The organism is Streptococcus mitis (assembly GCF_901542415.1).
In the GTDB taxonomy this organism is placed as follows: Bacteria; Bacillota; Bacilli; order Lactobacillales; family Streptococcaceae; genus Streptococcus; species Streptococcus mitis_BL.
In genome coordinates this window covers 1-23,339 of sequence record NZ_CABEHV010000004.1, presented here as the reverse complement: position 1 = coordinate 23,339, position 23,339 = coordinate 1, and the positions used below count along the sequence as shown (strand labels likewise).

Here is a 23,339-nt window from a genome sequence, read left to right as displayed (position 1 = left end):
AAAGCCATCCGAAGATGACTTTTTTTAAATCGCATTCTTGTCAAAACCGAGTTTGCGTTGAATAAACTTAACAATTTCGACGATAATAATCATTGAGAAGCTTCCGCCCATCACGATTCCCCATTGTGACAAGTCTAGTTTGGTTACGTGGAAGATTCCTTCAAGCGGTTCTACGACGATTGTTGCCATGAGAAGGATGAAGGATACCAAGATGGACCAGTTGAAGGTCTTAGACTTGAATGGGCCAACTGTTAAGATGGATTGGTAAACAGATTTCACATTGTAGGCATGGAAGAGCTGAATCAAGCCAAGGGTTGCAAAGGCCATAGTAAGGGCATCTGCGTGAATGGCATGATTGTCACCCACATGAACTGGGTAAGTAATCGCAAGGCCATAAACACTCATAACAATAGCTGCTTGGAGTACACCTTGATAGATGATAGAACTCAAAACACCACCTGAGAAGAAGCTTGCCTTTCGTCCACGTGGTTTATGGTTCATGACACCAGGCTCAGCAGGTTCAACACCTAGTGCAATTGCTGGGAAAGTATCGGTTACCAAGTTGATCCACAAAAGATGAACTGGCTGTAAGACATCCCAACCAAACAAGGTTGATAGGAAGATGGTTAATACTTCAGCAGTATTGGCAGAAAGTAAGTACTGAATAGTCTTTTGAATATTTGAGAAGACCTTACGTCCTTCTTCCACTGCAACGATAATAGTCGCAAAGTTATCATCTGCAAGAATCATGTCAGAAGCCCCCTTAGAAACCTCTGTACCAGTGATTCCCATACCGATACCGATGTCGGCTGTTTTCAGAGCTGGCGCATCATTGACACCGTCACCTGTCATGGCAACGACCTTACCTTGTTTTTGCCAAGCCTTGACGATACGAACCTTATGCTCTGGAGATACACGCGCATAAACAGAGTATTGACCAACTACTTTTTCAAAGTCTTCATCTGACAGTTCGTTGAGCTCAGCACCAGTTAAAACGTGGCCTTCTGTATCATTTGCGTCAATGATTCCCAAACGTTTAGCAATAGCTTCTGCAGTGTCTTGATGGTCACCTGTGATCATGATTGGACGAATTCCCGCTTCCTTAGCCACACGAACAGCCTCAGCAGCTTCAGGACGTTCAGGGTCAATCATCCCAATCAAACCAGTAAAGATTAAATCATTTTCAAGCTCTTCAGAAGTGAGGTTTTCTGGAATGCTGTCAATAATCTTATAAGCACCAGCAAGGACACGCAAGGCTTGGTGAGCCATTTCAGAGTTGTTTGTATGGATGAGATTTGCAACCTTCTCATCAATCGGAGCAATATCCCCAGCCTTATCACGAAGAACACAACGTTTCAAGAGTTGGTCTGGCGCACCTTTAACAGCTACGAGGAAGCGTCCATCTGCAAGTGGATGAACTGTTGACATGAGCTTACGTTCAGAATCAAATGGCAACTCAGCCACACGAGGATATTTCTCTAAAAATCCTTTGACATCGTAGCCCTTGTCCAAAGCATATTGGATAAAGGCTGTTTCGGTTGGATCACCAATCAAGTTTCCTTCCACATCAATTTTCGTATCATTGGCCAAGACAACTGAACGAAGCAGGGGCATTTCAAGACCTAGTTCAATGTCATCAGCTGAGTCATGTAGAACCGCATCGTAGAAGACTTTTTCGACGGTCATCTTGTTCATAGTCAGCGTACCAGTCTTGTCAGAAGCGATGATTTCTGTTGAACCAAGAGTTTCTACAGCTGGCAACTTACGAACGATAGAGTTTCTTTTAGCCAAAACTTGAGTACCGAGGGCAAGAACGATAGTTACGATAGCTGGGAGACCTTCTGGAATGGCTGCAACGGCAAGGGCAACAGAGGTCATCAACTCACCGAGTGGATTTTTCCCTTGAATGAAAACACCAACTACAAAAGTAACAAGGGCAATGACCAAAATTGCATAAGTCAAGACCTTAGAAAGGTTGTTCAAGTTTTGTTTAAGTGGTGTGTCTGTCTCATCTGCATCTTGGAGCATGCCAGCGATATGACCAACTTCCGTGTACATACCTGTATTGACAACAACTCCAAGACCACGACCATAAGTCACATTTGAGTTTTGGAAAGCCATATTGACACGATCACCAATACCAGCATCTGCAGCAAGCTCGACTGACAAGTCTTTTTCGACTGGCACAGACTCACCTGTAAGAGCTGCTTCTTCAATTTTAAGAGAGTTGGCTTCAAGCAAACGTAGGTCTGCTGGTACTACATCACCTGCTTCGAGGGCAACGATATCACCTGGTACCAATTCTTTTGAATCAATCTCTGCCATATGCCCATCACGAAGAACGCGGGCAGCTGGACTAGACATTGATTTGAGAGCTTCGATAGCTTCTTCTGCTTTCCCTTCTTGGTAAACACCAAAGGCAGCATTGATGATTACCACGGCTAAGATGATAATGGCATCTGCGATATCTTCCCCACCAGAAGTCAAGACTGACAAGATTGCTGCCGCAACTAGGATGATAATCATCAAATCCTTAAATTGCTCGATGAATTTGACCAGGATTGATCGTTTCTCGCCTTCTTCGAGTTCATTGTGGCCAAATTCTGCAAGGCGTTTTTCTGCCTCACTTGATGACAAACCTTGCTCGGTCGCATCCACAGCCTTCAAGACCTCTTCAGGACTCTGAGTGTAAAACGCTTGGCGTTTTTGTTCTTTTGACATGTGTCTCCTCCTTGACATTGTGTGCAAAACAGACTCTCTTTTCCCTCATCGCATCTTTTCACGACAAACAAAAAGAGACCTGTTAATCATAACAAGTCTCGCTGTTTAAGATAGTGCCGGAAAGCATACTTTTCAGTATAAAATTCGGAATGACGACACTATCACAGGTTTCTGCCAGCTACTCCCTTGAGTAGTACTATTATACCAAATTTTGAAAAGTTTTCAAAGAGTAAAAAATGACTTATTTGAATTTTCCCTTGAAAACCAGTATAATGGTAGAATGCTATATGACTAGAAAGGAAGTTGAATGAAGCAATCTATCTCAAATCTCAAGTTAGCTGAGCGTGGGGCCATTATCAGTATTTCGACCTATTTGATCTTGTCTGCAGCGAAATTAGCAACTGGGCACCTCCTCCATTCATCCAGTTTGGTGGCCGATGGTTTTAACAACGTGTCGGACATCATTGGAAATGTGGCCCTCTTGATTGGAATCCGGATGGCACGCCAGCCTGCTGACCGAGACCACCGTTTTGGCCACTGGAAGATTGAAGATTTGGCTAGCTTGGTCACTTCTATCATCATGTTTTATGTTGGCTTTGATGTACTAAGGGATACCATTCAAAAGATTCTCAGTCGTGAAGAAACAGTCATTGACCCTCTGGGTGCAACTCTGGGAATCATTTCTGCAACGATTATGTTTCTAGTTTATCTCTACAATACTCGCCTCAGTAAGAAATCCAACTCCAAGGCACTGAAGGCTGCCGCCAAGGACAATCTTTCTGATGCTGTCACCTCACTTGGTACTACCATTGCAATCCTGGCTAGCAGTTTCAATTATCCCATTGTGGATAAACTGGTTGCCATTATCATCACTTTCTTTATCTTGAAAACTGCCTATGATATCTTCATCGAGTCTTCCTTTAGCCTTTCGGATGGCTTTGATGACCGTCTGCTCGAGGACTACCAAAAGGCTATCATGGAAATTCCCAAAATCAGCAAGGTTAAGTCGCAAAGAGGTCGCACCTACGGTAGCAACATCTACCTGGATATTACGCTAGAGATGAACCCTGACCTGTCTGTTTTTGAAAGCCATGAAATTGCGGATCAGGTCGAGTCTATGCTGGAAGAACGTTTTGGAGTCTTTGATACCGATGTCCATATCGAGCCAGCACCTATCCCTGAAGATGAAATTTTAGACAATGTCTATAAAAAATTGCTTATGCGCGAACAATTGATTGACCAAGGAAATCAACTGGAAGAACTCTTGGCTGACGATTTTGTCTATATTCGTCAAGATGGAGAGCAGATGGATAAAGAGGCCTATAAAGCCGAAAAAGACTTGAATTCCGCTATCAAGGATATTCAGATCACTTCCATCAGTCAGAAGACCAAACTCATCTCCTATGAGTTAGATGGTATCATCCATACCAGTATCTGGCGTCGCCACGAAACCTGGCAAAATATCTTTCACCAAGAAACAAAAAAAGAATAGAGAAATCCTGTCATGAGACGGGATTTTTCCATTCTTCTAGCTATCAAAGTCACTGAGATACTCATAGCGTTCGTATTTTTCAAGGAGTGCTTCGTTTTTCTCATCCAGTTCTTTTTGGAGAGTAGCCAGTTTGCCAAAGTCAGAGCCGTTGGCCTGCATCTCCTCTTCAATAGCAGCGATACGATTTTCCAAGGTTTCAATATCGCCTTCAATGCTTGCCCACTCCTGCTTTTCTTGGTAGGTCATGCGTTTCTTGTCTTCACGGACCTTGATCACTTTCTCCTTTTCGGCCTTTTGCACTTGATTGGCCATCTCTGTTTCAAAGGCTTTTTCATCAAGATAGTCGGTGTAATGACCAAAGAAAGGACGAATCTTGCGATCCTCAAAAGCCAGAATCTTGGTCGCTACCTTATCCAAGAAATAACGGTCGTGACTAACTGTCAAAACAGGTCCCGCAAATCCTTGCAAGAAATTCTCCAAAACTGTCAAGGTTGCAATATCTAAATCATTGGTTGGCTCGTCTAAAAGAAGAACATTTGGTTTTTCCAAGAGCAGTTTGAGGAGATAAAGGCGTTTTTTCTCTCCCCCAGACAATTTCTCAATCAAGGTTCCATGCGTCGAACGTGGGAAAAGGAACTGCTCCAGCAACTCTGCAATCGAAGTTGTAGAACCACCGCTGGTCTTGACCTCTTCTGCCACTTCCTGCAAGTAATTGATCACTCGCTTGCTTTCATCCAAACCCTCAATTTGCTGAGAGAAATAGGCGATGCGAACAGTTTCCCCAATCACAACTTGTCCTGCTGTCGGCTCAAGACTTCCTGCAATCAAGTTAAGGAGAGTTGATTTCCCAACACCGTTGTCCCCAACAATTCCAATACGATCTTTAGCCTGCACCAAGAGATTAAAATCTTGCAAAATAGGCTTGTTTTCATAGGCAAAGGAAACATCCTGAAACTCGATGACTTTCTTCCCAATACGACTGGTTTCAAAGTTCATAGTCAAGTCTGTCTCAGCACTACTGCCTGAAACCTCTTTCTTCAAGTCATGGAAACGATTGATACGAGCCTGCTGCTTGGTCGCACGCGCCTGCGGTTGTCTGCGCATCCAGGCCAATTCTTGCTTATAAAGTTGTTCCTTTTTGTGGAGAAGAGCCGCATCACGCTCATCCTGTTCTGCCTTTAGGCGAACATAGTCCTGATAATTGCCCTGATACTCCGTCAATCCAGCTCGGTCCAACTCGAAAATCCTTGTTGATAAAGCATCTAGGAAATAACGATCATGGGTAATAAAAAGGACGGTCTTCTTGGAATTTTTCAAAAAGAGGGTCAGCCACTCAATAGTCGCAATGTCCAGATGGTTGGTCGGCTCATCCAGCAGCAAGAGGTCGTGGTTGCCAAGAAGAACTTGCGCCAACTGGACCCGTCTTCTTAGACCGCCTGACAATTCCCCAACTGGAGTGGATAAGTCCTGAATCCCCAGCTTGCTGAGAACTGTCTTGACCTGACTCTCAATTTCCCAAGCTTGAAGAGAGTCCATCTCTGCCATGACACGTTCCAAACGCGCCTGCTTGTCCTCACTGTAGTTGAGCATGATCAACTCATACTCACGAATGAGCTGGATTTCCTTGAGGTCGCTGGAGAGAACCGTATCCAAGACCGTCTTGCTATCATCAAAATCAGGATCTTGGGTCAAGTAACCAATCTGGTAATCATTCTTAGCTGAAAAGGGACTGACATCTCCATCAAATCCAGAAACACCAGAAAGGACGTCCAAAAGGGTGGTCTTGCCCGTTCCATTGACACCAATCAGACCAATTCTATCTAGGTCATGGATAATAAAGGAAATATCCTTAAAAACGGTCTTGTCACCAACGGATTTACTTAGTTTTTCAACGATAAAATCACTCATTTTTTCTCCCTTAGATAAGCATGGATGGCTTGACGGTTATTTTCCAATTCTCCATCGACAATGGCATATTCAATCTCTGTTAAAATCTCTCCCAAGTCTGGGCCCGGCTGATAACCATATTCCTTGATCAAAATACCACCGTTGATTTGGATTTCTTTCTTGTCATGAATGGTCAGACTCTGGTAGGTTTCTGTGATGACTTGTGGGTTGACTGGTTTTCCCTGAGCCTGACGAAGATTTTCAGCCTGTAAAAGAAAATCCAAGTCAAAGCGATAACAATCGCGCTTGCTCAATTCTCCCTTTTCACGCAAGGCCAAAATAGTCAGTAAATCCTGAACTTGCTTAGCAAACTGACGTGAGGTCTTCCAAGCCTTCAAAAATGGCTGCGCATTTTCAATCTCCAAAGCCCACAGTAGAGCAGCCCAGGCTTGCTCTGAAGATTCAAAGGTGAAATCAGTCTCCAAATCAAACAGTCTGTTAAGTTTGTCTTTGCTAGATGCCATATCAGGGAGATAGTCATAAGCTTGACTCTCAATCATGGAAGCCAAACCCCTTCTCCAAAATGGAGCCAGCAAGAGTTTATCAAACTCAACGAAGGTACGCTCCACAGAAATTTTCTCCAAAAGTGGCGTCAAGGTCTTCATTGCTTTAAACGTTTCTGTCTCAAGTTCAAAACCAAGACTGGCTTGAAAACGGAAACCACGCATAATCCGCAAAGCATCTTCGTTGAAACGCTCACTTGCCACTCCAACTGCTCGTAAGACTTGCTTTTCCAAATCTTCTAAACCATGAAACAAGTCAATGATTTCTCCTGTATCGTCCAAGGCAAAGGCGTTGACTGTGAAATCACGGCGTTTGAGGTCTTCTTCTAGCGAGCGCACAAAAGAGACCGCACTGGGTCTGCGATAGTCCACATAGACATCCTCTGTCCGAAAAGTAGTCACCTCATACTCCTCGTCCCCATCTAAGACCAAGACAGTTCCATGCTCGATTCCGATATCGGCTGTTCGCGGAAAAATCTGCTTGGTTTCTTCTGGATAAGAAGACGTCGCAATATCCACATCATGGATAGGACGATTGAGGAGGGCATCTCGAACAGAACCTCCAACAAAATAGGCCTCAAAACCTGCTTCTTTAATTTTTTCTAATACTGGTAAAGCCTTCTGAAATTCAGAAGGCATTTGCGTTAATCTCATAATAAGTGTTCTAATCCATAGACAAGCTCATGACGCTTGACAACTTCTTTAATTCCCAAATTCACCCCTGTCATGAAGGAGCTGCGATCATAGGAGTCATGACGGAGTGTCAATCCTTCTCCCTGATTGCCAAAGATGACTTCCTGATGGGCTACCAAGCCTGGCAAACGAACTGAGTGGATGCGCATGCCATCAAAGTCAGCACCACGAGCACCTGCAATCAATTCTTCCTCATCTGCTGCACCCTGCTGGATAGACTCTCGAACTTCTGCCATTAACTCAGCTGTTTTAATAGCAGTTCCACTCGGAGCATCCTTTTTCTTGTCATGATGGAGCTCGATAATCTCCACATTTGGGAAATATTTAGCAGCCTGCCTTGCAAATTGCATGAGTAAAACAGCACCCAAGGCAAAGTTAGGAGCGATCAAGCCACCCAAATCTTGAGCACGAGAAAATGCTTTTAGCTCTGCAATCTCTTCACTCGTGAAACCTGTTGTCCCAACTACTGGAGCAAAGCCATTTTCAAGAGCAAAGCGTGTATTTTCATAGGCAACAGCTGGTGTAGTAAAGTCTACCCAGACATCTGCTTCAAAACCGACCAAATCAGCCTTATCCTTGAAAACAGGAATACCCTGCCATTCTGATTCAGACTCAAAGGGATCCAAAACTGCTACCAAGTCCAAGTCTGGATCAGCCAAGACCATCTGACAAGCAGCCTGGCCCATCTTTCCCTTAAAACCAGCAATAATTACTCGAATACTCATCTCTACTCCTGACTAAGATACAAAGGACGATAGCTGCCCTTGAAAAATAGGGAATGACGCTGACTTTCCATGAAAGGCAAGACAGGCATCTTTTTTCAAGAGGCAGGTAGTCCGTGTTCAATTTCTAAGATACAAAGCCTGTAAGAATACAGAGTGAAAATAGGAGTTCTAATCAAGGAGTGTCTCCTCCTTGGAAGAACTATCTTTTTCACAGAGGGTTCCAGGCGTGTTCAATTATCAAGATACAAAGGGCCTTAGCTGCCCGTGAAAAATAGGGGATGGCGCTGACTTTCCATGAAAGGTAAGACAGGCATCTTTTTTCAAGAGGCAGGTAGTCCGTGTTCAATTGCTATTTCTTAACTAGCCTAGAAGCGCAAACTAAATTACTGGAATATAACCTAGAGCAATGCTTCCTGCTCCTAGGTGTGTTCCAATGACACTACCAAATGTAGCAAGTGAAACATCCGAACCTACTCCAGATTCAAGTAAGTGCTGACGCAATTCCTCAGCCTTTTCAGGGGCATTTCCGTGAATGACAATGATACGGTATTGGCCTGAAGCTGTTGCTTCCTTGATAATTTCAATTAAGCGCTTGGTTGCTTTCTTTTCAGTACGGACTTTTTCGTACACTTCAATCACACCTTGGTTATTGAAATAGAGGATTGGCTTAATGCTTAGCAGATTGCCCAAAATCGCAGCTCCATTTGAAAGGCGTCCACCTTTAACCAAGTGGTCCAAATCATCGACCATGATGAAAGCAGATGTGTGACTAATTTGGATAGCTAGCTTATCCTGAATAATGGCAAAGTCATCACCCTGGTCTCGCCAGTTAAAGACACTTTCAACCATGATACCCAGAGGAGCACTTGTAATCAAAGTGTCTGGGAAGGCAATGGTTAATCCCTCATAATCATCGACCATGTACTGGATATTTTGGTAAAAACCTGAAATTCCAGAAGATAGGAAAAGCCCCAAAGCATGTGTATAGCCTTGTTATTTAAGCGAAGTTAGAATCTCATCTAACTTGGCAATACTTGGTTGACTGGTCTTAGGCAATTCAGAAGCCTGAGCCATTTTTTGGTAAAATTCCTCAGCAGTCAGATTGATCCCTTCGACATACTCCTCACCATCAATATTAACAGGAATATCCAAGACAAATAAATCTTCTCTTTGCAAGGTATCTGCACTGAGATAGGCAGAGGAATCTGTGATAACAGCTAATTTCATATTAGAACTCCAAATTGATTCCTGGTAAGTCTAATGCAATTTCAGTTACTTCATAAGTCAAACGGTTGAGCATGTTCAAACATGGACGAGCCAAGGTTTCCACTTCTTCTTGGTTCAATTCACTTGGTTCGTTAACAATACGACCATCGATATGGTTCACCTGTGAAATGGTTCCACTGATGACAAATTTATCAAATACAATCATAAAACTCAAGATAACAATCAAGGAAGTCACTTGATTTTCTTGGTCATGTTGAATTAATTGGAAGTTCACATCCACCTTAGTTTCAGGAGCTCCATTTTCATTTTCCCATTCAAAATTACGCGCATCAAAATGATACTGACTAACAAATTCTTGTTCACGTTTAAGATTCATGTCTTTCTCCCTCGGCTACAATATTATAAGCTATTGTACCATAATTTTTTATTTTCATCTAGTTTTCTAGGATTTAGTCAATCCCGATTTCAGCTCGAACTACGTCTGCGATAGTATCAACATAGTAGTCCACTTCTTCTGTTGTAGGCGCTTCTGCCATAACACGCAAAAGGGGCTCTGTTCCACTTGGGCGTACTAGGATACGACCATTCCCTGCCATTTCTTCTTCCATCTTCTCGATGATATCCTTAATAGCTGGCACTTCCATAGCCTTTTCCTTCATGGCATTTTCCACTCGGATATTGACTAATTTTTGTGGATAGATGGTTACTTCTGCAGCCAACTCTGATAAGCTCTTACCAGTTTCCTTCATGATTTTAGTCAATTGGACAGCTGATAATTGGCCATCACCTGTGGTATTGTAATCCATCAAGATCACGTGACCAGACTGTTCACCACCAAGGTTGTAACCTGATTTTCTCATTTCTTCAACAACATAGCGGTCGCCGACTGCAGTGACTGCCTTGTTAATACCTTCACGGTCCAAGGCCTTGTGGAAACCAAGGTTAGACATAACAGTTGTCACAATTGTATTTTGGGCCAATTGTCCTTTTTCAGAAAGGTATTTTCCGATGATGTACATGATTTTGTCACCATCAACGATATCACCATTCTCATCGACAGCAATCAAACGGTCACTGTCTCCGTCAAAGGCCAAACCAATAGCTGAGCCGCTTTCTTTGACCACTTCTTGAAGGGTTTCTGGGTGGGTTGAACCAACATTAAGGTTAATGTTAAGCCCATCTGGTGTTTCTCCGATAACCGTCAATTGAGCACCGAGGTCTGCAAAGATTTGACGGGCACTTGTAGACGCTGCACCGTTTGCTGTGTCCAAGGCAACCTTCATTCCTTCAAGTGGAGTTCCAGTTGAAACAAGGTAGCCTTCGTACTTACGCAAACCTTCTGGATAATCTACCAAAGTTCCCAAACCTTCTGCACTTGGACGAGGAAGAGTATCTTCCGCAGCATCTAGCAAGGCTTCAATTTCTGCTTCTTTTTCGTCATCTAGTTTGAAACCATCACCACCAAAGAACTTAATCCCATTATCAAGGGCTGGGTTATGGCTAGCAGAAATCATGACACCGACACTTGCTCCTTCAGTTTTAACCAAGTAAGCTACTGCTGGTGTTGCCAGAACGCCTAGTTTGTATACGTGAATCCCTACTGAAAGGAGACCTGCTACCAGGACAGATTCTAGCATTTCCCCTGAAATACGTGTATCGCGTCCTACAAAGACTTTCGGTGCTTCCGTTTCATGTTGACTCAGAACATGGCCTCCAAAACGTCCTAATTTAAAGGCCAATTCTGGTGTTAGTTCTACGTTAGCTTCTCCACGGACTCCATCAGTCCCAAAATATTTACCCATTTTTATAAAATCCTTTTTCTATTTTTAATTCGTTTTTGAACTAGTTGCTTTCGTTGACGAAGATGTCTCCGACGAACTGCTTGTAGTTGAATTTGATGTGCTTGAACTTGGTGCTACTGGTTTTGTAGTCACCTTCATTGTTGTATCGAACGGAGTAATAACTGCCGGTAAGACAACACCATTGCGGTCGATTGCCTGCAAAGGTACTGAACCACTGTAATTACCTGTTATACGTTCGCTAGTTGGTAAAAGCGCAATAATACGATCAATTTTAGCTAATGTTTCTTGGTCAGTTGTGACAGAAACTCGTTCGTTTGACACGGTTACACTATCAATTTGTAGCTTGGGATCAATCTGGCTTTGGTCAACTTGTGGCACAACAATCATCCCATCTCGCTTAACCTTCTTCCCAACTTTCACTGTAATCTTTTGAGGCGTTGCCACAGCGGTCAATCCACTTGGAAGATTTTCAATGTTCAAGGGAACTTCAATCGTTCCAACACTGGCATACGTCAAATCAGCAGTTACCTTAAACTTACGAGTGCTCTCCTGCATTTCGCTAGCCAAGGTCACACGATTGGCTCCGGTTAATATCACTGAAACTTCTGATGCAAATCCACTAATGAAATACTGGTCAGCATCATAGTGAATATCGATAGGAACGTTCGTTATCGTATTGGTGTAGGTTTCTGATTTGACCTGCCTTGCGGTATTGCTATTTTGAAAGTTGGTTGACGTTGCATAGATAAATAAGACACAAGCAAAAAAGAGAGATGAAATGATATATAGACTATTTTTTCTCATATTTCCAACCTCCTAGCAAACGGTCCTTGAAACTGACTTTTTCCTCAACAGCTGGCAAAAGAATTGCTCGTAGCTCTGCTTCAAATTCTTCAATCGTCAAGTCGTGCTTGAAAACCCCATTATAGGTAATAGAAATGCCACCTGTTTCCTCTGAGACGATAAAGGTCAAGGCATCTGATACTTCTGATAAACCGATAGCCGCCCGGTGTCTGGTCCCAAATTCCTTGGAAATCCCTGTACTTTCTGTCAAGGGCAGATAGGCAGAGGTTACTGCTATTCGATTTTCTCTGATAATCACAGCACCATCGTGTAGAGGAGTGTTGGGAATAAAAATATTGATGAGGAGTTCTGCCGAAATATTGGCATCCAAAGGAATCCCTGTCGCGATGTATTCTTGTAAGGTCCGAACTCGTTGAATGGCAACCAGAGCACCAATCTTACGGGGACTCATATATTCAACCGACTTGACAAAGGCACGAATCATTTGCTCTTCTGCACTAATTTGAGCAGTAGAAAAGAAATCTGTCGCCCTTCCCAAGCGTTCCAAACCAGTCCGAATCTCTGGAGAGAAGATAACAACCGCAGCAATGACTCCATAGGTGATAATCTGATTAATCAACCAAGAAATCGTTGTTAAACCAAGGATATTGGCCACAACCTGGGCTAATACAAAGATCATGACCCCACGCACCAAAATCATAATCTTGGTGCCAGCTATCGCTTTTGTAAAACGATATAAAATATAGGCCACAATCAAAATATCAAACAGATTGATGGCAATACTCCAAGGACTAGAAAACAAGCTAGTCCAATATTGCAGGTTGGATAATTGTTGAAAGTTCATCTACTGTCTCCTCTCTGTCCAAACACGTTCCTTTCTATTATACCATTTTTCTGATATTTTTTTCCCTATCCTACTTCATTTTAAATTAAAGAAAAAATATGATAAAATAAACTGATACTCAATGAAAATCAAAGAGCAAACTAGGAAGCTAGCCGCAGGCTGTACTTGAGTACGGTAAGGCGACGCTGACGCGGTTTGAATTTGATTTTCGAAGAGTATGACTAGAAAAAATAAAGGAGAAACCATGTCTCAACTCTATGATATTACCATTGTAGGTGGTGGTCCTGTCGGGCTTTTTGCGGCCTTCTATGCCCACCTACGCCAAGCCAAGGTCCAAATCATCGACTCTCTTCCCCAACTAGGTGGACAACCTGCTATTCTCTACCCTGAAAAGGAAATCCTAGACGTACCAGGTTTCCCAAACCTAACTGGAGAAGAGTTGACCAACCGCTTGATTGAACAGTTAAACAGCTTTGATACCCCTATTCATCTCAACGAAACGGTTCTTGAGATTGAAAAACAAGAGGAAGGCTTTGTAATTACAACTTCTAAAGGAAGTCACCTGTCTAAAACAGTTATCATCGCTATGGGTGGCGGTGCCTTCAAACCACGTCCGCTGGAACTAGAAGGCGTTGAGGGTTATGAAAATATCCACTACCACGTTTCCAACATCCAGCAATATGCTGGTAAGAAAGTGACGATTCTTGGTGGAGGAGACTCGGCTGTGGATTGGGCTTTGGCTTTTGAAAAAATTGCGCCAACTACCCTTGTCCACCGCAGAGATAATTTCCGTGCCTTGGAACACAGTGTCCAAGCCTTACAGGAATCATCTGTGACCATCAAGACACCATTCGTCCCTAGCCAACTCCTTGGAGATGGAAAAACGCTCGATAAACTTGAAATCACAAAAGTCAAATCTGATGAAACCGAAACGATTGACCTAGACCACCTCTTTGTCAACTATGGTTTCAAATCTTCTGTCGGTAACCTTAAAAACTGGGGTCTGGACCTCAACCGTCATAAGATTATCGTCAACAGCAAGCAAGAATCTAGCCAAGCAGGTATCTATGCTATCGGTGACTGTTGCTACTATGACGGAAAAATTGACTTGATTGCGACAGGGCTTGGAGAGGCACCAACCGCTGTTAACAATGCCATCAACTACATTGACCCAGAACAAAAGGTACAACCAAAACACTCAACCAGTTTATAAAAAAGAACCACGAGTCACATAGGATTCGTGGTTTTATAGTTCATCTACGATCTGATCAGCTTATACCTTTCCCCTTCTTTTTCAAAAATCAAAAATGTCCTATCAAATTGATAAAGCATGTGATATAATAACGACGGCACTAACAATACGCCTTGGAAAAGGAGGTATTACAGATGCTAGAACTTCTCAAAATAGTACTTATCGCAGTCATCGAGAGTATCATCTCATGGCTGGTGACTCGTTGGTTAGACGATCACTTCGACAAGTAACCTTCCTGGTTAGTGCTATCTAACCCAGAAAAAAATCCCCTCAGTATGGCAGTACCGAGGGGATTTCTGTTAGCACTAAAATGCTAGAACTTCTCAATTCCCCTTTATTATCTCACATACTCTATTTAATTGTCAAGAAAGAGGTGTTTTATATCTTTATAACTCATCGGCTATCTTATTGATTTTTCTGAGTCTGTGGTTGACACCACTTTTGGTCAGAGGGGTGCTGAGGCTATCTGCTAACTGCTGGATAGAGTAGTCTGGGTGCTGAATCCGCAACTGTGCTACTTCCTGCAAATCCACTGGCAGATTTTCTAAGCCCATGATATCTTTGATTTTACTGATATTGTTGATAGTCTTCATGCTGGCAGAAACTGTCCGAGCAATATTGGCTGTCTCGGCATTATTGGCTCGATTGAGATCATTACGGGTTTCTCGCAAAATCTTAACCCGCTCAAAATCATCACGCGCCTTCATGGCCCCGATGACAATCAAGAAGTCCATGATATCTTCAGCACGCTGGAGATAGGTCACAGCCCCCTTCTTGCGCTCAAGCACCTTAGCATCCAGTAAAAATTGCTGGAGAAGTGAGGCAATCCCTTGCGCGTGGTCCAGATAAACAGAACTGATTTCCAACTGATACTTGCCTGACTCAGGGTCACGAATACTTCCATTTGCCAAGAAAGCGCCACAGAGATAAGCACGACCTGCTTCCTCGTCTGATAAAATCGCCCCATCAATACCTGTTTCCAGACCAAAAAAGGAGTCTGCCAAGTGTAAATCACTCAGCAGGTCCTGCACCTTTTCATCTGTAAAAACGGTATAGACCCGATTCTTACGGAGATTGCTCCTCTGGTGGTGGCGAATTTCCGATTTGATTTCATAGAAATGGAGAAAGGACTCATAGAGGTGCCGAGCCAGTTTGGCATTTTCTGTCACGACAGACAAGGTCAAGCCCGAAGTCGAAAGACCGATGCTACCAGACATCTTGATAATGGCAGATAATTCATGCCGGCTCAGATGGTGCTGACCTAGAATTTCTTCTTTTACTGCTACTGTGAAACTCATTTTCTCACCTGTATAATCCGCATCAATTCATCCACAATCAAATCCCCATCGTGGAAGGCACCCCCATTTTCCAGACGAAGGAAGTTGGATGAAATCACACGCGGAACTTGCTTACAAAGACCAGCAAAATCATGTTCCACCTGCACCAAATATTCATCAAACCGGTTAGAATTCATGTATTCCTGAGGCACTTTTTCGATATTCACCAAGACAGTGTCGATAAAAGGTCGGCCAAGGTGACGATGCAAGACTTCCACGTGGTCACTATCTGTAAAGTGCTCCGTCTCCCCACGTTGGGTCATGATATTGCAGACATAAGCGATTTCTGCCTTGGTTTCCAAAAGCGCCTGCCCGATCTCCTTAATCACGATATTGGGTAAAATCGAGGTAAAGAGGGAACCAGGCCCGAGGACAATCATGTCACTTTCAAGAATAGTCTGCACTACTCGACGACTGGCCAGAGGCGTATCATCGTTGAGAGTATTGGTCACATAGACATGGTCAATCATGCCTGGATGGTCTGCAATATGGCTCTCTCCAGCCACTTCTGTCCCATCCTGAAAGACTGCGTGCAGGGTCAAAGGATGGTCACTGGAAGGATAAATCTTCCCAGTTGTATGGAAAAATTTGCTCAACAACTGCATGGCATTATAGGTCGAACCCTGCATTTCTGATAGGCCAGCGATAATGAGATTTCCCAATGGATGGCCAGCAAAGGCTCCAGCATCCTCAGAAAAGCGGTACTGAAAGACCTTCTCATAGAATTTAGGCATATCCGACATGGCCACAAGGACATTACGGAGATCGCCTGGCGGTGTCAACTGCTGCATATTTTTTCTGAGTTCACCTGAAGAACCACCATCATCTGCCACCGTTACGATAGCTGCGATTTCCACATCTTTTTCCCGCAGACTCTTAAGAATGACAGGAATCCCAGTCCCTCCACCAATCACCGTTATCTTTGGTTTTCTCATGAACGGTTTACCGTTTCCTTTCTTCGGTCTTTGTCGCGATGCCCTTCATTAACAGGCCAATTCTTGGATAAGTCCTGCGCCAAGCGTTTAGCAAAGGCCACACTACGGTGTTGCCCACCCGTACAACCCATGGCAATGGTCAAAACGGACTTACCTTCCTTTTGGTAACTTGGCAAAATCGGCTCAATCAAGGCCAATAAATGTTGATAGAAGTCTTCTGACTCAGGATGGTTCATGACATAATCATAAACAGGTTCATCCACACCCGTTTGGTTTCTCAGTTCTGGAAGATAATATGGATTTGGCAAGAATCGGACATCAAAAACTAAATCCGCATCAATTGGGATTCCGTATTTAAAGCCAAAAGACATAACTTCAATACGGAAAGACTGAGCTTTCTCTTGATCAGAAAACTGCTCTGCAATGGTTTTACGCAGCTCACGAGGAGTCAGTTCAGTCGTATCCACCACATTTTGGCTCATGTTTTTCAAAGGCGCCAAGAGCTCACGCTCCAGTTTTATTCCATCCAAAATCCGTCCATCTGCAGCTAGAGGGTGACTTCGTCTAGTTTCCTTGTAACGCGCGACCAATTCCTTATCAGCTGCATCCAAAAAGAGAATTTTAAAGTCCAGTTCTTCCTTGTTTTCCAACTCATCCAAAACAGTTTGAATCTCGGAAAAGAAAGAACGGCTACGCATATCCACTACCAAGGCCAACTTATGGTCGTCTTCCTTTGTTTCCACCAACTGCAAAAACTTAGGCAAGAGAGCTGGCGGCATATTATCAATAGTGAAATATCCCAAATCCTCGAAAGACTGAATGGCTACAGTTTTCCCTGCACCACTCATCCCTGTCACAATCACCAAGTGAAGTTGTTTCTTTGTCATCTTTTTCTCCTTATATCAAAAGAAGTTTGGCAACACCAAACTTCAACTAGCTTATCCAATCTCTGCGATGACTTCGATTTCGACTTTTACATCACGAGGAAGACGAGCTACCTCTACGGCTGAACGAGCTGGAAATTCCTCTTTAAAGGCCGTTTGGTAAACCTCATTAAAAGGAACAAAGTCGTTCATATCACTCAAGAAACAAGTTGTTTTGACAACATGGTCAAAGTCAGTTCCTGCCTCTGCCAAAATAGCACCGATGTTTTTCAAGACTTGTTCTGTCTGTTCTTGGATCGTTTCTCCAACGATTTCCCCAGTTTCAGGAGATAGGGGAACTTGACCACTAGCAAACAAAAGGTTGCCAACGATTTTTCCTTGAACATATGGTCCAATAGCCTTTGGAGCTTTGTCTGTATGAATTGTTTTTGCCATTTTCTTTTCCTCACAATTTTTCTAAGATTGCATCCCAAGCTTCATCCATCCCTGCCTTGCTGACAGATGAAAAGAGGATAAAGTCGTCACTTGGGTCAAAGTTTAATTTCTTTTTGATTGCTGATTCGTGCTTGTTCCATTTACCACGTGGAATCTTGTCTGCCTTGGTCGCCACAATGATGACTGGAATCTCATAATACTTAAGAAATTCGTACATCTGCACATCATCTGCTGACGGGTCATGACGAAGGTCAACTAGACTGACCACTGCACGGAGATTTTCCCGAGTCGTTAGATACTCCTCAATCATGCGCCCCCACTTTTCACGTTCCTTTTTGGAAACGCGGGCATAGCCATAACCAGGCACATCCACAAAGCGCATCTTGTCGTCGATATTAAAGAAGTTGAGCAGCTGAGTTTTACCAGGTTTACCTGATGTTCGGGCTAGATTCTTACGGTTCAGCATGGTATTGATAAAGCTAGATTTACCAACATTTGAACGCCCTGCTAGGGCAATCTCTGGCAGTTCATCCTGCGGATAGTGGGATTTATTAGCCGCACTGAGCAAGATTTCAGCATTATGTGTATTAAGTTCCATAGTCACCTCTAGGCTGTTTCTAGGATTGGTTTATCTGTTCCATCGACAGCTTCTTTAGTGATGCGGACCAATTTCACATTTTCCTGACTCGGTACTTCAAACATGACATCTAGCATGGTTTCTTCGATAATCGAGCGAAGACCACGCGCACCGGTTTTGCGTTCGATGGCCTTATTTGCAATCTCTTGAAGGGCTTCGTCGTCAAACTCCAACTCGACATCATCATAAGAAAGCAAGGTTTGGTACTGTTTCACCAAAGCATTTCTTGGCTCTTTCAAGATACGAACCAAGTCATCCACTGTCAATTGCTCAAGAGCAGCAAAGACAGGCAAGAGTCCAATCAACTCAGGGATAATACCAAATTTTTGAATATCTTCTGCGATGATTTCTTGCATGTAAGAGCTGTTTTCATCAATTGCTTTATTATTTTGACCAAATCCGATGACTTTTTCTCCCAGACGTTGTTTGACGATTTCTTCAATACCATCAAAAGCACCACCCACGATGAAGAGGATATTTTTAGTATCCACTTGAATCATCTCTTGTTGCGGATGCTTGCGTCCACCTTGAGGCGGAACACTAGCAACGGTCCCCTCGATAATCTTGAGAAGGGCTTGTTGCACACCTTCACCAGAAACATCACGTGTGATCGATACGTTCTCGCTCTTCTTAGCAATCTTGTCAATTTCATCCACGTAGATAATCCCACGCTCTGCACGTTCAATATTAAAGTCAGCAGCCTGCAATAGTTTGAGGAGGATATTTTCCACATCCTCACCAACATAACCAGCCTCAGTAAGAGCTGTTGCATCCGCAATCGCAAAAGGCACATTCAAGCTCTTAGCCAAGGTCTGGGCCAGGAAAGTTTTCCCTGAACCAGTTGGGCCAATCATCAAGATGTTTGACTTCTGCAAATCCACATCTTCCGACTCTTCACGCGTATCGTGGAAATTGATGCGTTTGTAGTGGTTGTATACTGCTACTGCTAAAGCACGTTTGGCACGATCTTGACCGATTACATAGTGGTTCAAGATATGGAGGAGTTCGATTGGTTTTGGAACTTCAGACAAGTCTGCCAAGACTTCTTCCGCCAACTCCTCTCGAATGATTTCCTGAGCCAACTCCACACATTCATTACAGATAAAGGCGTTGTTGCCTGCGATTATTTTTTGTACTTCTTCTTGGCTTTTGCCACAAAATGAGCAATAAACCATCATATCATTATTCCTATTTGTAGGCATGATTTCCTTCCGTTCTATTCTATACTGTCATTCTATCTAAAATAAGGTCATGTAAAAAGCATGGATACTATTGACCAAATTGGTAAAGGCATTTAACCAGAGCAGGACAGAAAGTCCATAACGCTTTTTACGAAAAGCCTGTGCTCCTGCAAGCAAGCAGACCAAACACAGCATGGCTGTGAAAAAACCAAATATACTACGTTCCATTAGACTTCCTTTCTCTTGCGGTATTGGATGGTAAAATCATAAGGATTTTTCTCATCTTTGGTATAGGATTTGCTTGAAACTGTCTCAAAAAGAGACAAATCAAACTCCTCAGGGAAATAGGTATCTCCCTCCACCCGAGCATGAATTTGAGTCACAATTACTTCGTCAAGGTAGGGTTCAAAAGCCTGAAAAATTTGCTTCCCACCGATAATATAAAGATTCTTTTCTTGAGCCTGATACCAGTCCAAGACAGACTGGACATCCTGAAAAGTAGTAACCCCGTCTATCTTTTCTTCAGAATTACGCGTCAAAATCAGAGTTTCCCGTTGTGGAAGCAAGCGACGCCCCATCCCATCAAAGGTCACACGCCCCATCAAGATAGCATGATTCAGAGTTGTTTCTTTGAAGTGTTGCAGTTCTGCTGGCAAATGCCAAGGCAGGCGATTTCCCTTACCAATCACACCCTCTTCATCCTGGGCCCAAATAGCTACGATTTTCTTAGTCATGCTTCCATCCTTTTCACTGATAGTACTATTTTATCAAAAAACTCAAAAAAAGACTGGTTTGGAATAGCTTACAGAATAGAAAAAAATCTGTAAGAGGCATCCTACAGATTTTTATATGATTATTCTATTTCTTACAAACCAGGTGCTTGTCCAAGTTCTGCGGCAAGCATCCAGATTGTTTTATCAGTTTCAGTTTTAGCATCTGTAAAGATACCGTTTGTCACATCGTCACCTTCTTCATCAGTAACATCCAAACCTTTTTGGAAGAGTTCTGACAAGTAACGGTAGATAGCAAGGACACGTTCCAAGCTTTCTTCAACATTACGGTATTCACCAGCTTCTTCTTCGATTTCACTGTTTTGAAGGAATTCTGTCAATGTAGAGAATGGGCTACCACCAAGTGTGATCAAACGCTCACTGATTTCATCCAATTGACCATCAAGAGCATCCATGTACTCATCCATTTTTGGATGCCATACAAGGAAACCACGACCACGCATGTACCAGTGTACTTGGTGCAAAGCAACGTGGGCTACGTACAAATCAGCAACAGCTTGATTCAATACTTCCTTTGTTTTCGCCAATGCTACTGGCGCTGATTTTGTCAATGTTGTTACGTCTTTTACTGCTTCTTTTTTAAATTCTACCATTTTCTTTACCTCATTCATTATTTTTTGTAACCACTTCTTAATGATTACTACCTTAGTATACTACTAAGAAAAACCAATAGCAAGCCAAAAGACTCACATGAGAAAAGTTGCAATAGACTGATAATTTAAGAATTATTTAGAGATTTTTTGATTAATACTTAATGAAGATCAAACTAGAAATCTAGCCGCAGGTTGCTCAAAGTACAGCTTTGAGGTTGCAAATAAAACCGACGTGGTTTGAAGAGATTTTCGTAGAGTATAAATTTCATACCCCTTTGCTTCAGTAAAATAAAGAAAAAGAGGATGCAAATTTCTTGCACACTCCTTTCTCAACTTTATATCTTAATACCAGACGCTAACATCAACATGACCCCTAATCCCTTTAAGAGAGTCAGATGAAGTATATTGCCATCCTTTTTCTCCTGAATAATGAGGATTATTCCAATCAAGCACATCCGTATAGGCTGCAACCCAGTTGACATGTTGTAAAATATCTGGATGATTCAAACGAGTTTGCAAGAGTTGACGATAGCTATAAACTTTCACATTTTGATAACCAGCCTGCTTCATTGTTGTCATATACTTATTGATAATCTTGACCCAGATTCCAGTATCATTTGAAGCTCTCTTTGTTTTATTGACATATTCCCAGTTCTCAACATCATAGTAGATTGGATAAGACAAGTTCATCTTGTATTTCTTCAAGAGTTCAATAGTCTGTTTGGCATCATTCTCAGCATCTGTTTCATTTTCGGCATAGGTATAAAGATAAACACCATAAGGAATGCCTAGTCGATTCAATTCTTGAATATTATAAGCCAATTCCTTATCTTCTACACCACTATATCCCAAGCGAACAATGACGCCATCAACTCCATTTTCCTGGATAACCTTTTTCCAATCACTAATGCGACCATTATGTTCACTGACATCAATAACCTTCTTAGCACGATCTGTTCCAACCTGTTCTTCACGATGGTTAAAGAAATAACGGTGGCCGTTTCGATAAACCCAACCAACATTCAAGGCTTTCTTTTCTTTCAGTTCCCCTGAATCAGCAAAAGTATAGCGAGTATCGTCCATCACTAACTCACCAGTCGCCATAGCACCACTTTCAGTAAGATAGTAATTACCTTGCCACTCATCTTGAGCCATGTAGCCCCACTTCTTGAAATAGTACCACTTGCCATCAATCTTTTGCCACTGTTCATTAGCGTAAGAACCATCTGCCTTAAGATAGAACCAAGTCTTATAATGCTTATCGTAAAGCCATTCGTTTTGCATCATGGCACCTTGACCATTCAAGAAATAATTTCCTTGCCACTGACTTTTAGCCATAGAGCCCCATTTCTTGAAATAATACCATTTACCATTAATTTTCTGCCATTCTTGATTTGCATAAGAACCGTCTATCTTGAGGTAGAACCAGCTATTATAATTGTTATCGTAAACCCATTCATTTTTAGCCATGTAACCACCCATTTTGAGGTAATAGTTTTCCCATGCCATTCTTTTTGGGCATAACGACCATCTGATTTTATATAGAACCAACTACTGTAGCTAGTATCGAAAATCCACTCACTCTTCGCTTTGGAACCATCAGCTTTTACATAGAAATCTCCTTCCCAGTGTGCTGATGTTAAATTTGGCTTACTTTCTTCTTTCTGACTACTACTAGCTCGCGTCTCTTTTACTTCTTCCATCTTCTCTTCTTCTTTTTGACTTGTAGTCGTTTCTGATTTCTTTTCTTCTACCTTGCTAGAAGAATCTTGAACTCTGCTTCCTTCCGAAGATGATTTCACTTCAGTTTCATTTTGCAGCGACATGACTAACTGCCAAGCCCAGTAAACAGAGACTTGCTAATCCAATTTTTCCAATCTTGATTTTCAATCTTTCTTCTCCTATAAAAAATGGAACAGACATCTTGAATGCTGTTCCACCTAGCTTTTGCTACTGATTATTTTACAAAGTCAAGCAAAGCCAAGAAGCTTTCTGCTTCAAGTGACGCACCACCTACAAGGGCACCGTCAACATCTGGGCAAGCCATGTATGAAGCAACGTTTTCAGGTTTAACAGAACCACCGTATTGAACACGAACTTTGTCTGCAACTTCTTGACCAAAGTCAGCAGCTACAACGTCACGAACAACTTTACACATTTTTTGTGCATCGTCTTGTGAAGCTGATTTACCAGTACCGATAGCCCAGATTGGCTCGTAAGCGATAACTGATGCAGCAACTTGTTCAGCAGTCAATCCAGCCAATGCAGCAGATACTTGAGCACCTACGAATTCAGCAGCTTTACCAGCTTCGTAAGTTTCAAGTGACTCACCACAACAGATGATTGGAAGCATACCGTTTGCAAAGATTGCTTTTGCTTTTTTGTTGATATCTTCGTCAGTTTCATGGAAGTAGTCACGGCGTTCTGAGTGACCGATAACAACATAGTCAGTACCGATTTCTTTCAAAACTTGTGGGCTAGTTTCACCAGTGAAAGCACCTGCATTTTCAAAGTAGCAGTTTTGAGCAGCAACTTT

The 23,339-nt window shown here is 42.5% G+C and carries 20 protein-coding genes and 2 pseudogenes; 2 read left to right on the top strand and 20 right to left on the bottom strand.

The window, feature by feature from the left end:
• Positions 1–24: 24 nt before the first annotated feature.
• Positions 25–2,721, bottom strand: a complete 2,697-nt coding sequence (locus FQT24_RS00250) for a cation-translocating P-type ATPase (RefSeq protein WP_143951824.1) — start codon at positions 2,719–2,721, stop codon at positions 25–27.
• A gap of 307 nt (positions 2,722–3,028) precedes the next feature.
• Here FQT24_RS00250 and mntE point away from each other — a divergent pair, with 307 nt between their 5' ends.
• The gene (gene mntE, locus FQT24_RS00245; protein WP_049551086.1) at positions 3,029–4,213 is read left to right on the top strand and encodes a CDF family manganese efflux transporter MntE; all 1,185 of its coding nucleotides are present in this window, start codon (positions 3,029–3,031) and stop codon (positions 4,211–4,213) included.
• Between the two features lie 36 nt (positions 4,214–4,249).
• On the opposite strand, the gene FQT24_RS00240 is transcribed toward mntE, so the two are convergent.
• The 8 genes and pseudogenes from FQT24_RS00240 to cdaA form a co-directional block, all read right to left on the bottom strand.
• Positions 4,250–6,121 carry an ABC-F family ATP-binding cassette domain-containing protein gene (locus FQT24_RS00240; protein WP_143951823.1) on the bottom strand — a complete coding sequence of 624 codons (1,872 nt, stop codon included), beginning with the start codon at positions 6,119–6,121 and terminating at the stop codon, positions 4,250–4,252.
• Positions 6,118–7,317, bottom strand: a complete 1,200-nt coding sequence (locus tag FQT24_RS00235; protein WP_143951822.1) for a CCA tRNA nucleotidyltransferase — start codon at positions 7,315–7,317, stop codon at positions 6,118–6,120. Before FQT24_RS00235 ends, FQT24_RS00240 begins: the two co-directional genes overlap by 4 nt.
• Positions 7,314–8,081 (bottom strand): 4-hydroxy-tetrahydrodipicolinate reductase, encoded by a 768-nt coding sequence (gene dapB / locus FQT24_RS00230; protein ID WP_000027873.1) that lies wholly within the window; start codon positions 8,079–8,081, stop codon positions 7,314–7,316. Before dapB ends, FQT24_RS00235 begins: the two co-directional genes overlap by 4 nt.
• 378 nt (positions 8,082–8,459) lie before the next feature.
• Positions 8,460–9,308: pseudogene (locus FQT24_RS00225) on the bottom strand (DegV family protein).
• 1 nt (position 9,309) lies between these two features.
• Positions 9,310–9,684, bottom strand: a complete 375-nt coding sequence (locus FQT24_RS00220) for a DUF1149 family protein (RefSeq protein ID WP_001050079.1) — start codon at positions 9,682–9,684, stop codon at positions 9,310–9,312.
• 73 nt (positions 9,685–9,757) lie between these two features.
• Positions 9,758–11,110 carry a phosphoglucosamine mutase gene (gene glmM, locus FQT24_RS00215; RefSeq protein ID WP_143951821.1) on the bottom strand — a complete coding sequence of 451 codons (1,353 nt, stop codon included), beginning with the start codon at positions 11,108–11,110 and terminating at the stop codon, positions 9,758–9,760.
• 24 nt (positions 11,111–11,134) lie between these two features.
• Positions 11,135–11,914, bottom strand: coding sequence for a CdaR family protein (locus tag FQT24_RS00210; RefSeq protein ID WP_143951820.1), 780 nt, complete (start codon positions 11,912–11,914; stop codon positions 11,135–11,137).
• Complete coding sequence (cdaA, locus tag FQT24_RS00205; protein ID WP_143951819.1) at positions 11,901–12,758, bottom strand: diadenylate cyclase CdaA; 858 nt, start codon at positions 12,756–12,758, stop codon at positions 11,901–11,903. Before cdaA ends, FQT24_RS00210 begins: the two co-directional genes overlap by 14 nt.
• Positions 12,759–13,002: 244 nt before the next feature.
• Here cdaA and FQT24_RS00195 point away from each other — a divergent pair, with 244 nt between their 5' ends.
• Positions 13,003–13,971, top strand: a complete 969-nt coding sequence (locus tag FQT24_RS00195; protein ID WP_143951818.1) for an NAD(P)/FAD-dependent oxidoreductase — start codon at positions 13,003–13,005, stop codon at positions 13,969–13,971.
• A 425-nt stretch (positions 13,972–14,396) separates the two neighbouring features.
• Here the strand turns inward: FQT24_RS00195 and whiA are convergent, their stop codons facing one another.
• From whiA to tpiA, 11 genes and pseudogenes are all read right to left on the bottom strand, one after another.
• Positions 14,397–15,308, bottom strand: coding sequence for a DNA-binding protein WhiA (gene whiA / locus FQT24_RS00190; RefSeq protein WP_049546606.1), 912 nt, complete (start codon positions 15,306–15,308; stop codon positions 14,397–14,399).
• Positions 15,305–16,282, bottom strand: a complete 978-nt coding sequence (locus FQT24_RS00185) for a YvcK family protein (protein ID WP_001231075.1) — start codon at positions 16,280–16,282, stop codon at positions 15,305–15,307. Before FQT24_RS00185 ends, whiA begins: the two co-directional genes overlap by 4 nt.
• The gene (gene rapZ, locus FQT24_RS00180) at positions 16,279–17,169 is read right to left on the bottom strand and encodes an RNase adapter RapZ (protein ID WP_094753754.1); all 891 of its coding nucleotides are present in this window, start codon (positions 17,167–17,169) and stop codon (positions 16,279–16,281) included. The genes FQT24_RS00185 and rapZ overlap by 4 nt, the downstream gene beginning before the upstream one ends.
• Before the next feature lie 51 nt (positions 17,170–17,220).
• Positions 17,221–17,601: a RidA family protein gene (locus FQT24_RS00175; RefSeq protein WP_001140420.1), complete on the bottom strand. Its 381-nt coding sequence runs from the start codon at positions 17,599–17,601 to the stop codon at positions 17,221–17,223.
• A gap of 10 nt (positions 17,602–17,611) precedes the next feature.
• Positions 17,612–18,199 carry a ribosome biogenesis GTP-binding protein YihA/YsxC gene (gene yihA, locus FQT24_RS00170; RefSeq protein WP_000422605.1) on the bottom strand — a complete coding sequence of 196 codons (588 nt, stop codon included), beginning with the start codon at positions 18,197–18,199 and terminating at the stop codon, positions 17,612–17,614.
• 8 nt (positions 18,200–18,207) lie between these two features.
• Entirely contained in the window at positions 18,208–19,440 is a 1,233-nt protein-coding gene (gene clpX / locus FQT24_RS00165; RefSeq protein ID WP_084002105.1) for an ATP-dependent Clp protease ATP-binding subunit ClpX, read from the bottom strand.
• Positions 19,441–19,476: 36 nt separating this feature from the next.
• Positions 19,477–19,647 carry a hypothetical protein gene (locus FQT24_RS00160; RefSeq protein WP_000442260.1) on the bottom strand — a complete coding sequence of 57 codons (171 nt, stop codon included), beginning with the start codon at positions 19,645–19,647 and terminating at the stop codon, positions 19,477–19,479.
• Positions 19,647–20,153 carry a dihydrofolate reductase gene (locus FQT24_RS00155; RefSeq protein ID WP_000162491.1) on the bottom strand — a complete coding sequence of 169 codons (507 nt, stop codon included), beginning with the start codon at positions 20,151–20,153 and terminating at the stop codon, positions 19,647–19,649. The genes FQT24_RS00160 and FQT24_RS00155 overlap by 1 nt, the downstream gene beginning before the upstream one ends.
• A gap of 131 nt (positions 20,154–20,284) precedes the next feature.
• Positions 20,285–20,803: a Dps family protein gene (locus tag FQT24_RS00150; protein WP_185952520.1), complete on the bottom strand. Its 519-nt coding sequence runs from the start codon at positions 20,801–20,803 to the stop codon at positions 20,285–20,287.
• A 342-nt stretch (positions 20,804–21,145) separates the two neighbouring features.
• Positions 21,146–22,726: pseudogene (lytC, locus tag FQT24_RS00145) on the bottom strand (choline binding-anchored murein hydrolase LytC).
• 34 nt (positions 22,727–22,760) lie between these two features.
• Positions 22,761–23,339, bottom strand: a 579-nt coding sequence (gene tpiA, locus FQT24_RS00140; RefSeq protein WP_143951817.1) for a triose-phosphate isomerase, incomplete at its 5' end; no start/stop codon positions are given.

What these genes read in the sequence shown, in the direction of transcription:
- FQT24_RS00250 (WP_143951824.1), bottom strand. Translation starts at nt 2,721, where the DNA reads ATGTCAAAAGAACAAAAACGCCAAGCGTTTTACACTCAGAGTCCTGAA.
- mntE (WP_049551086.1), top strand. Translation starts at nt 3,029, where the DNA reads ATGAAGCAATCTATCTCAAATCTCAAGTTAGCTGAGCGTGGGGCCATT.
- FQT24_RS00240 (WP_143951823.1), bottom strand. Translation starts at nt 6,121, where the DNA reads ATGAGTGATTTTATCGTTGAAAAACTAAGTAAATCCGTTGGTGACAAG.
- FQT24_RS00235 (WP_143951822.1), bottom strand. Translation starts at nt 7,317, where the DNA reads ATGAGATTAACGCAAATGCCTTCTGAATTTCAGAAGGCTTTACCAGTA.
- dapB (WP_000027873.1), bottom strand. Translation starts at nt 8,081, where the DNA reads ATGAGTATTCGAGTAATTATTGCTGGTTTTAAGGGAAAGATGGGCCAG.
- FQT24_RS00220 (WP_001050079.1), bottom strand. Translation starts at nt 9,684, where the DNA reads ATGAATCTTAAACGTGAACAAGAATTTGTTAGTCAGTATCATTTTGAT.
- glmM (WP_143951821.1), bottom strand. Translation starts at nt 11,110, where the DNA reads ATGGGTAAATATTTTGGGACTGATGGAGTCCGTGGAGAAGCTAACGTA.
- FQT24_RS00210 (WP_143951820.1), bottom strand. Translation starts at nt 11,914, where the DNA reads ATGAGAAAAAATAGTCTATATATCATTTCATCTCTCTTTTTTGCTTGT.
- cdaA (WP_143951819.1), bottom strand. Translation starts at nt 12,758, where the DNA reads ATGAACTTTCAACAATTATCCAACCTGCAATATTGGACTAGCTTGTTT.
- FQT24_RS00195 (WP_143951818.1), top strand. Translation starts at nt 13,003, where the DNA reads ATGTCTCAACTCTATGATATTACCATTGTAGGTGGTGGTCCTGTCGGG.
- whiA (WP_049546606.1), bottom strand. Translation starts at nt 15,308, where the DNA reads ATGAGTTTCACAGTAGCAGTAAAAGAAGAAATTCTAGGTCAGCACCAT.
- FQT24_RS00185 (WP_001231075.1), bottom strand. Translation starts at nt 16,282, where the DNA reads ATGAGAAAACCAAAGATAACGGTGATTGGTGGAGGGACTGGGATTCCT.
- rapZ (WP_094753754.1), bottom strand. Translation starts at nt 17,169, where the DNA reads ATGACAAAGAAACAACTTCACTTGGTGATTGTGACAGGGATGAGTGGT.
- FQT24_RS00175 (WP_001140420.1), bottom strand. Translation starts at nt 17,601, where the DNA reads ATGGCAAAAACAATTCATACAGACAAAGCTCCAAAGGCTATTGGACCA.
- yihA (WP_000422605.1), bottom strand. Translation starts at nt 18,199, where the DNA reads ATGGAACTTAATACACATAATGCTGAAATCTTGCTCAGTGCGGCTAAT.
- clpX (WP_084002105.1), bottom strand. Translation starts at nt 19,440, where the DNA reads ATGCCTACAAATAGGAATAATGATATGATGGTTTATTGCTCATTTTGT.
- FQT24_RS00160 (WP_000442260.1), bottom strand. Translation starts at nt 19,647, where the DNA reads ATGGAACGTAGTATATTTGGTTTTTTCACAGCCATGCTGTGTTTGGTC.
- FQT24_RS00155 (WP_000162491.1), bottom strand. Translation starts at nt 20,153, where the DNA reads ATGACTAAGAAAATCGTAGCTATTTGGGCCCAGGATGAAGAGGGTGTG.
- FQT24_RS00150 (WP_185952520.1), bottom strand. Translation starts at nt 20,803, where the DNA reads ATGGTAGAATTTAAAAAAGAAGCAGTAAAAGACGTAACAACATTGACA.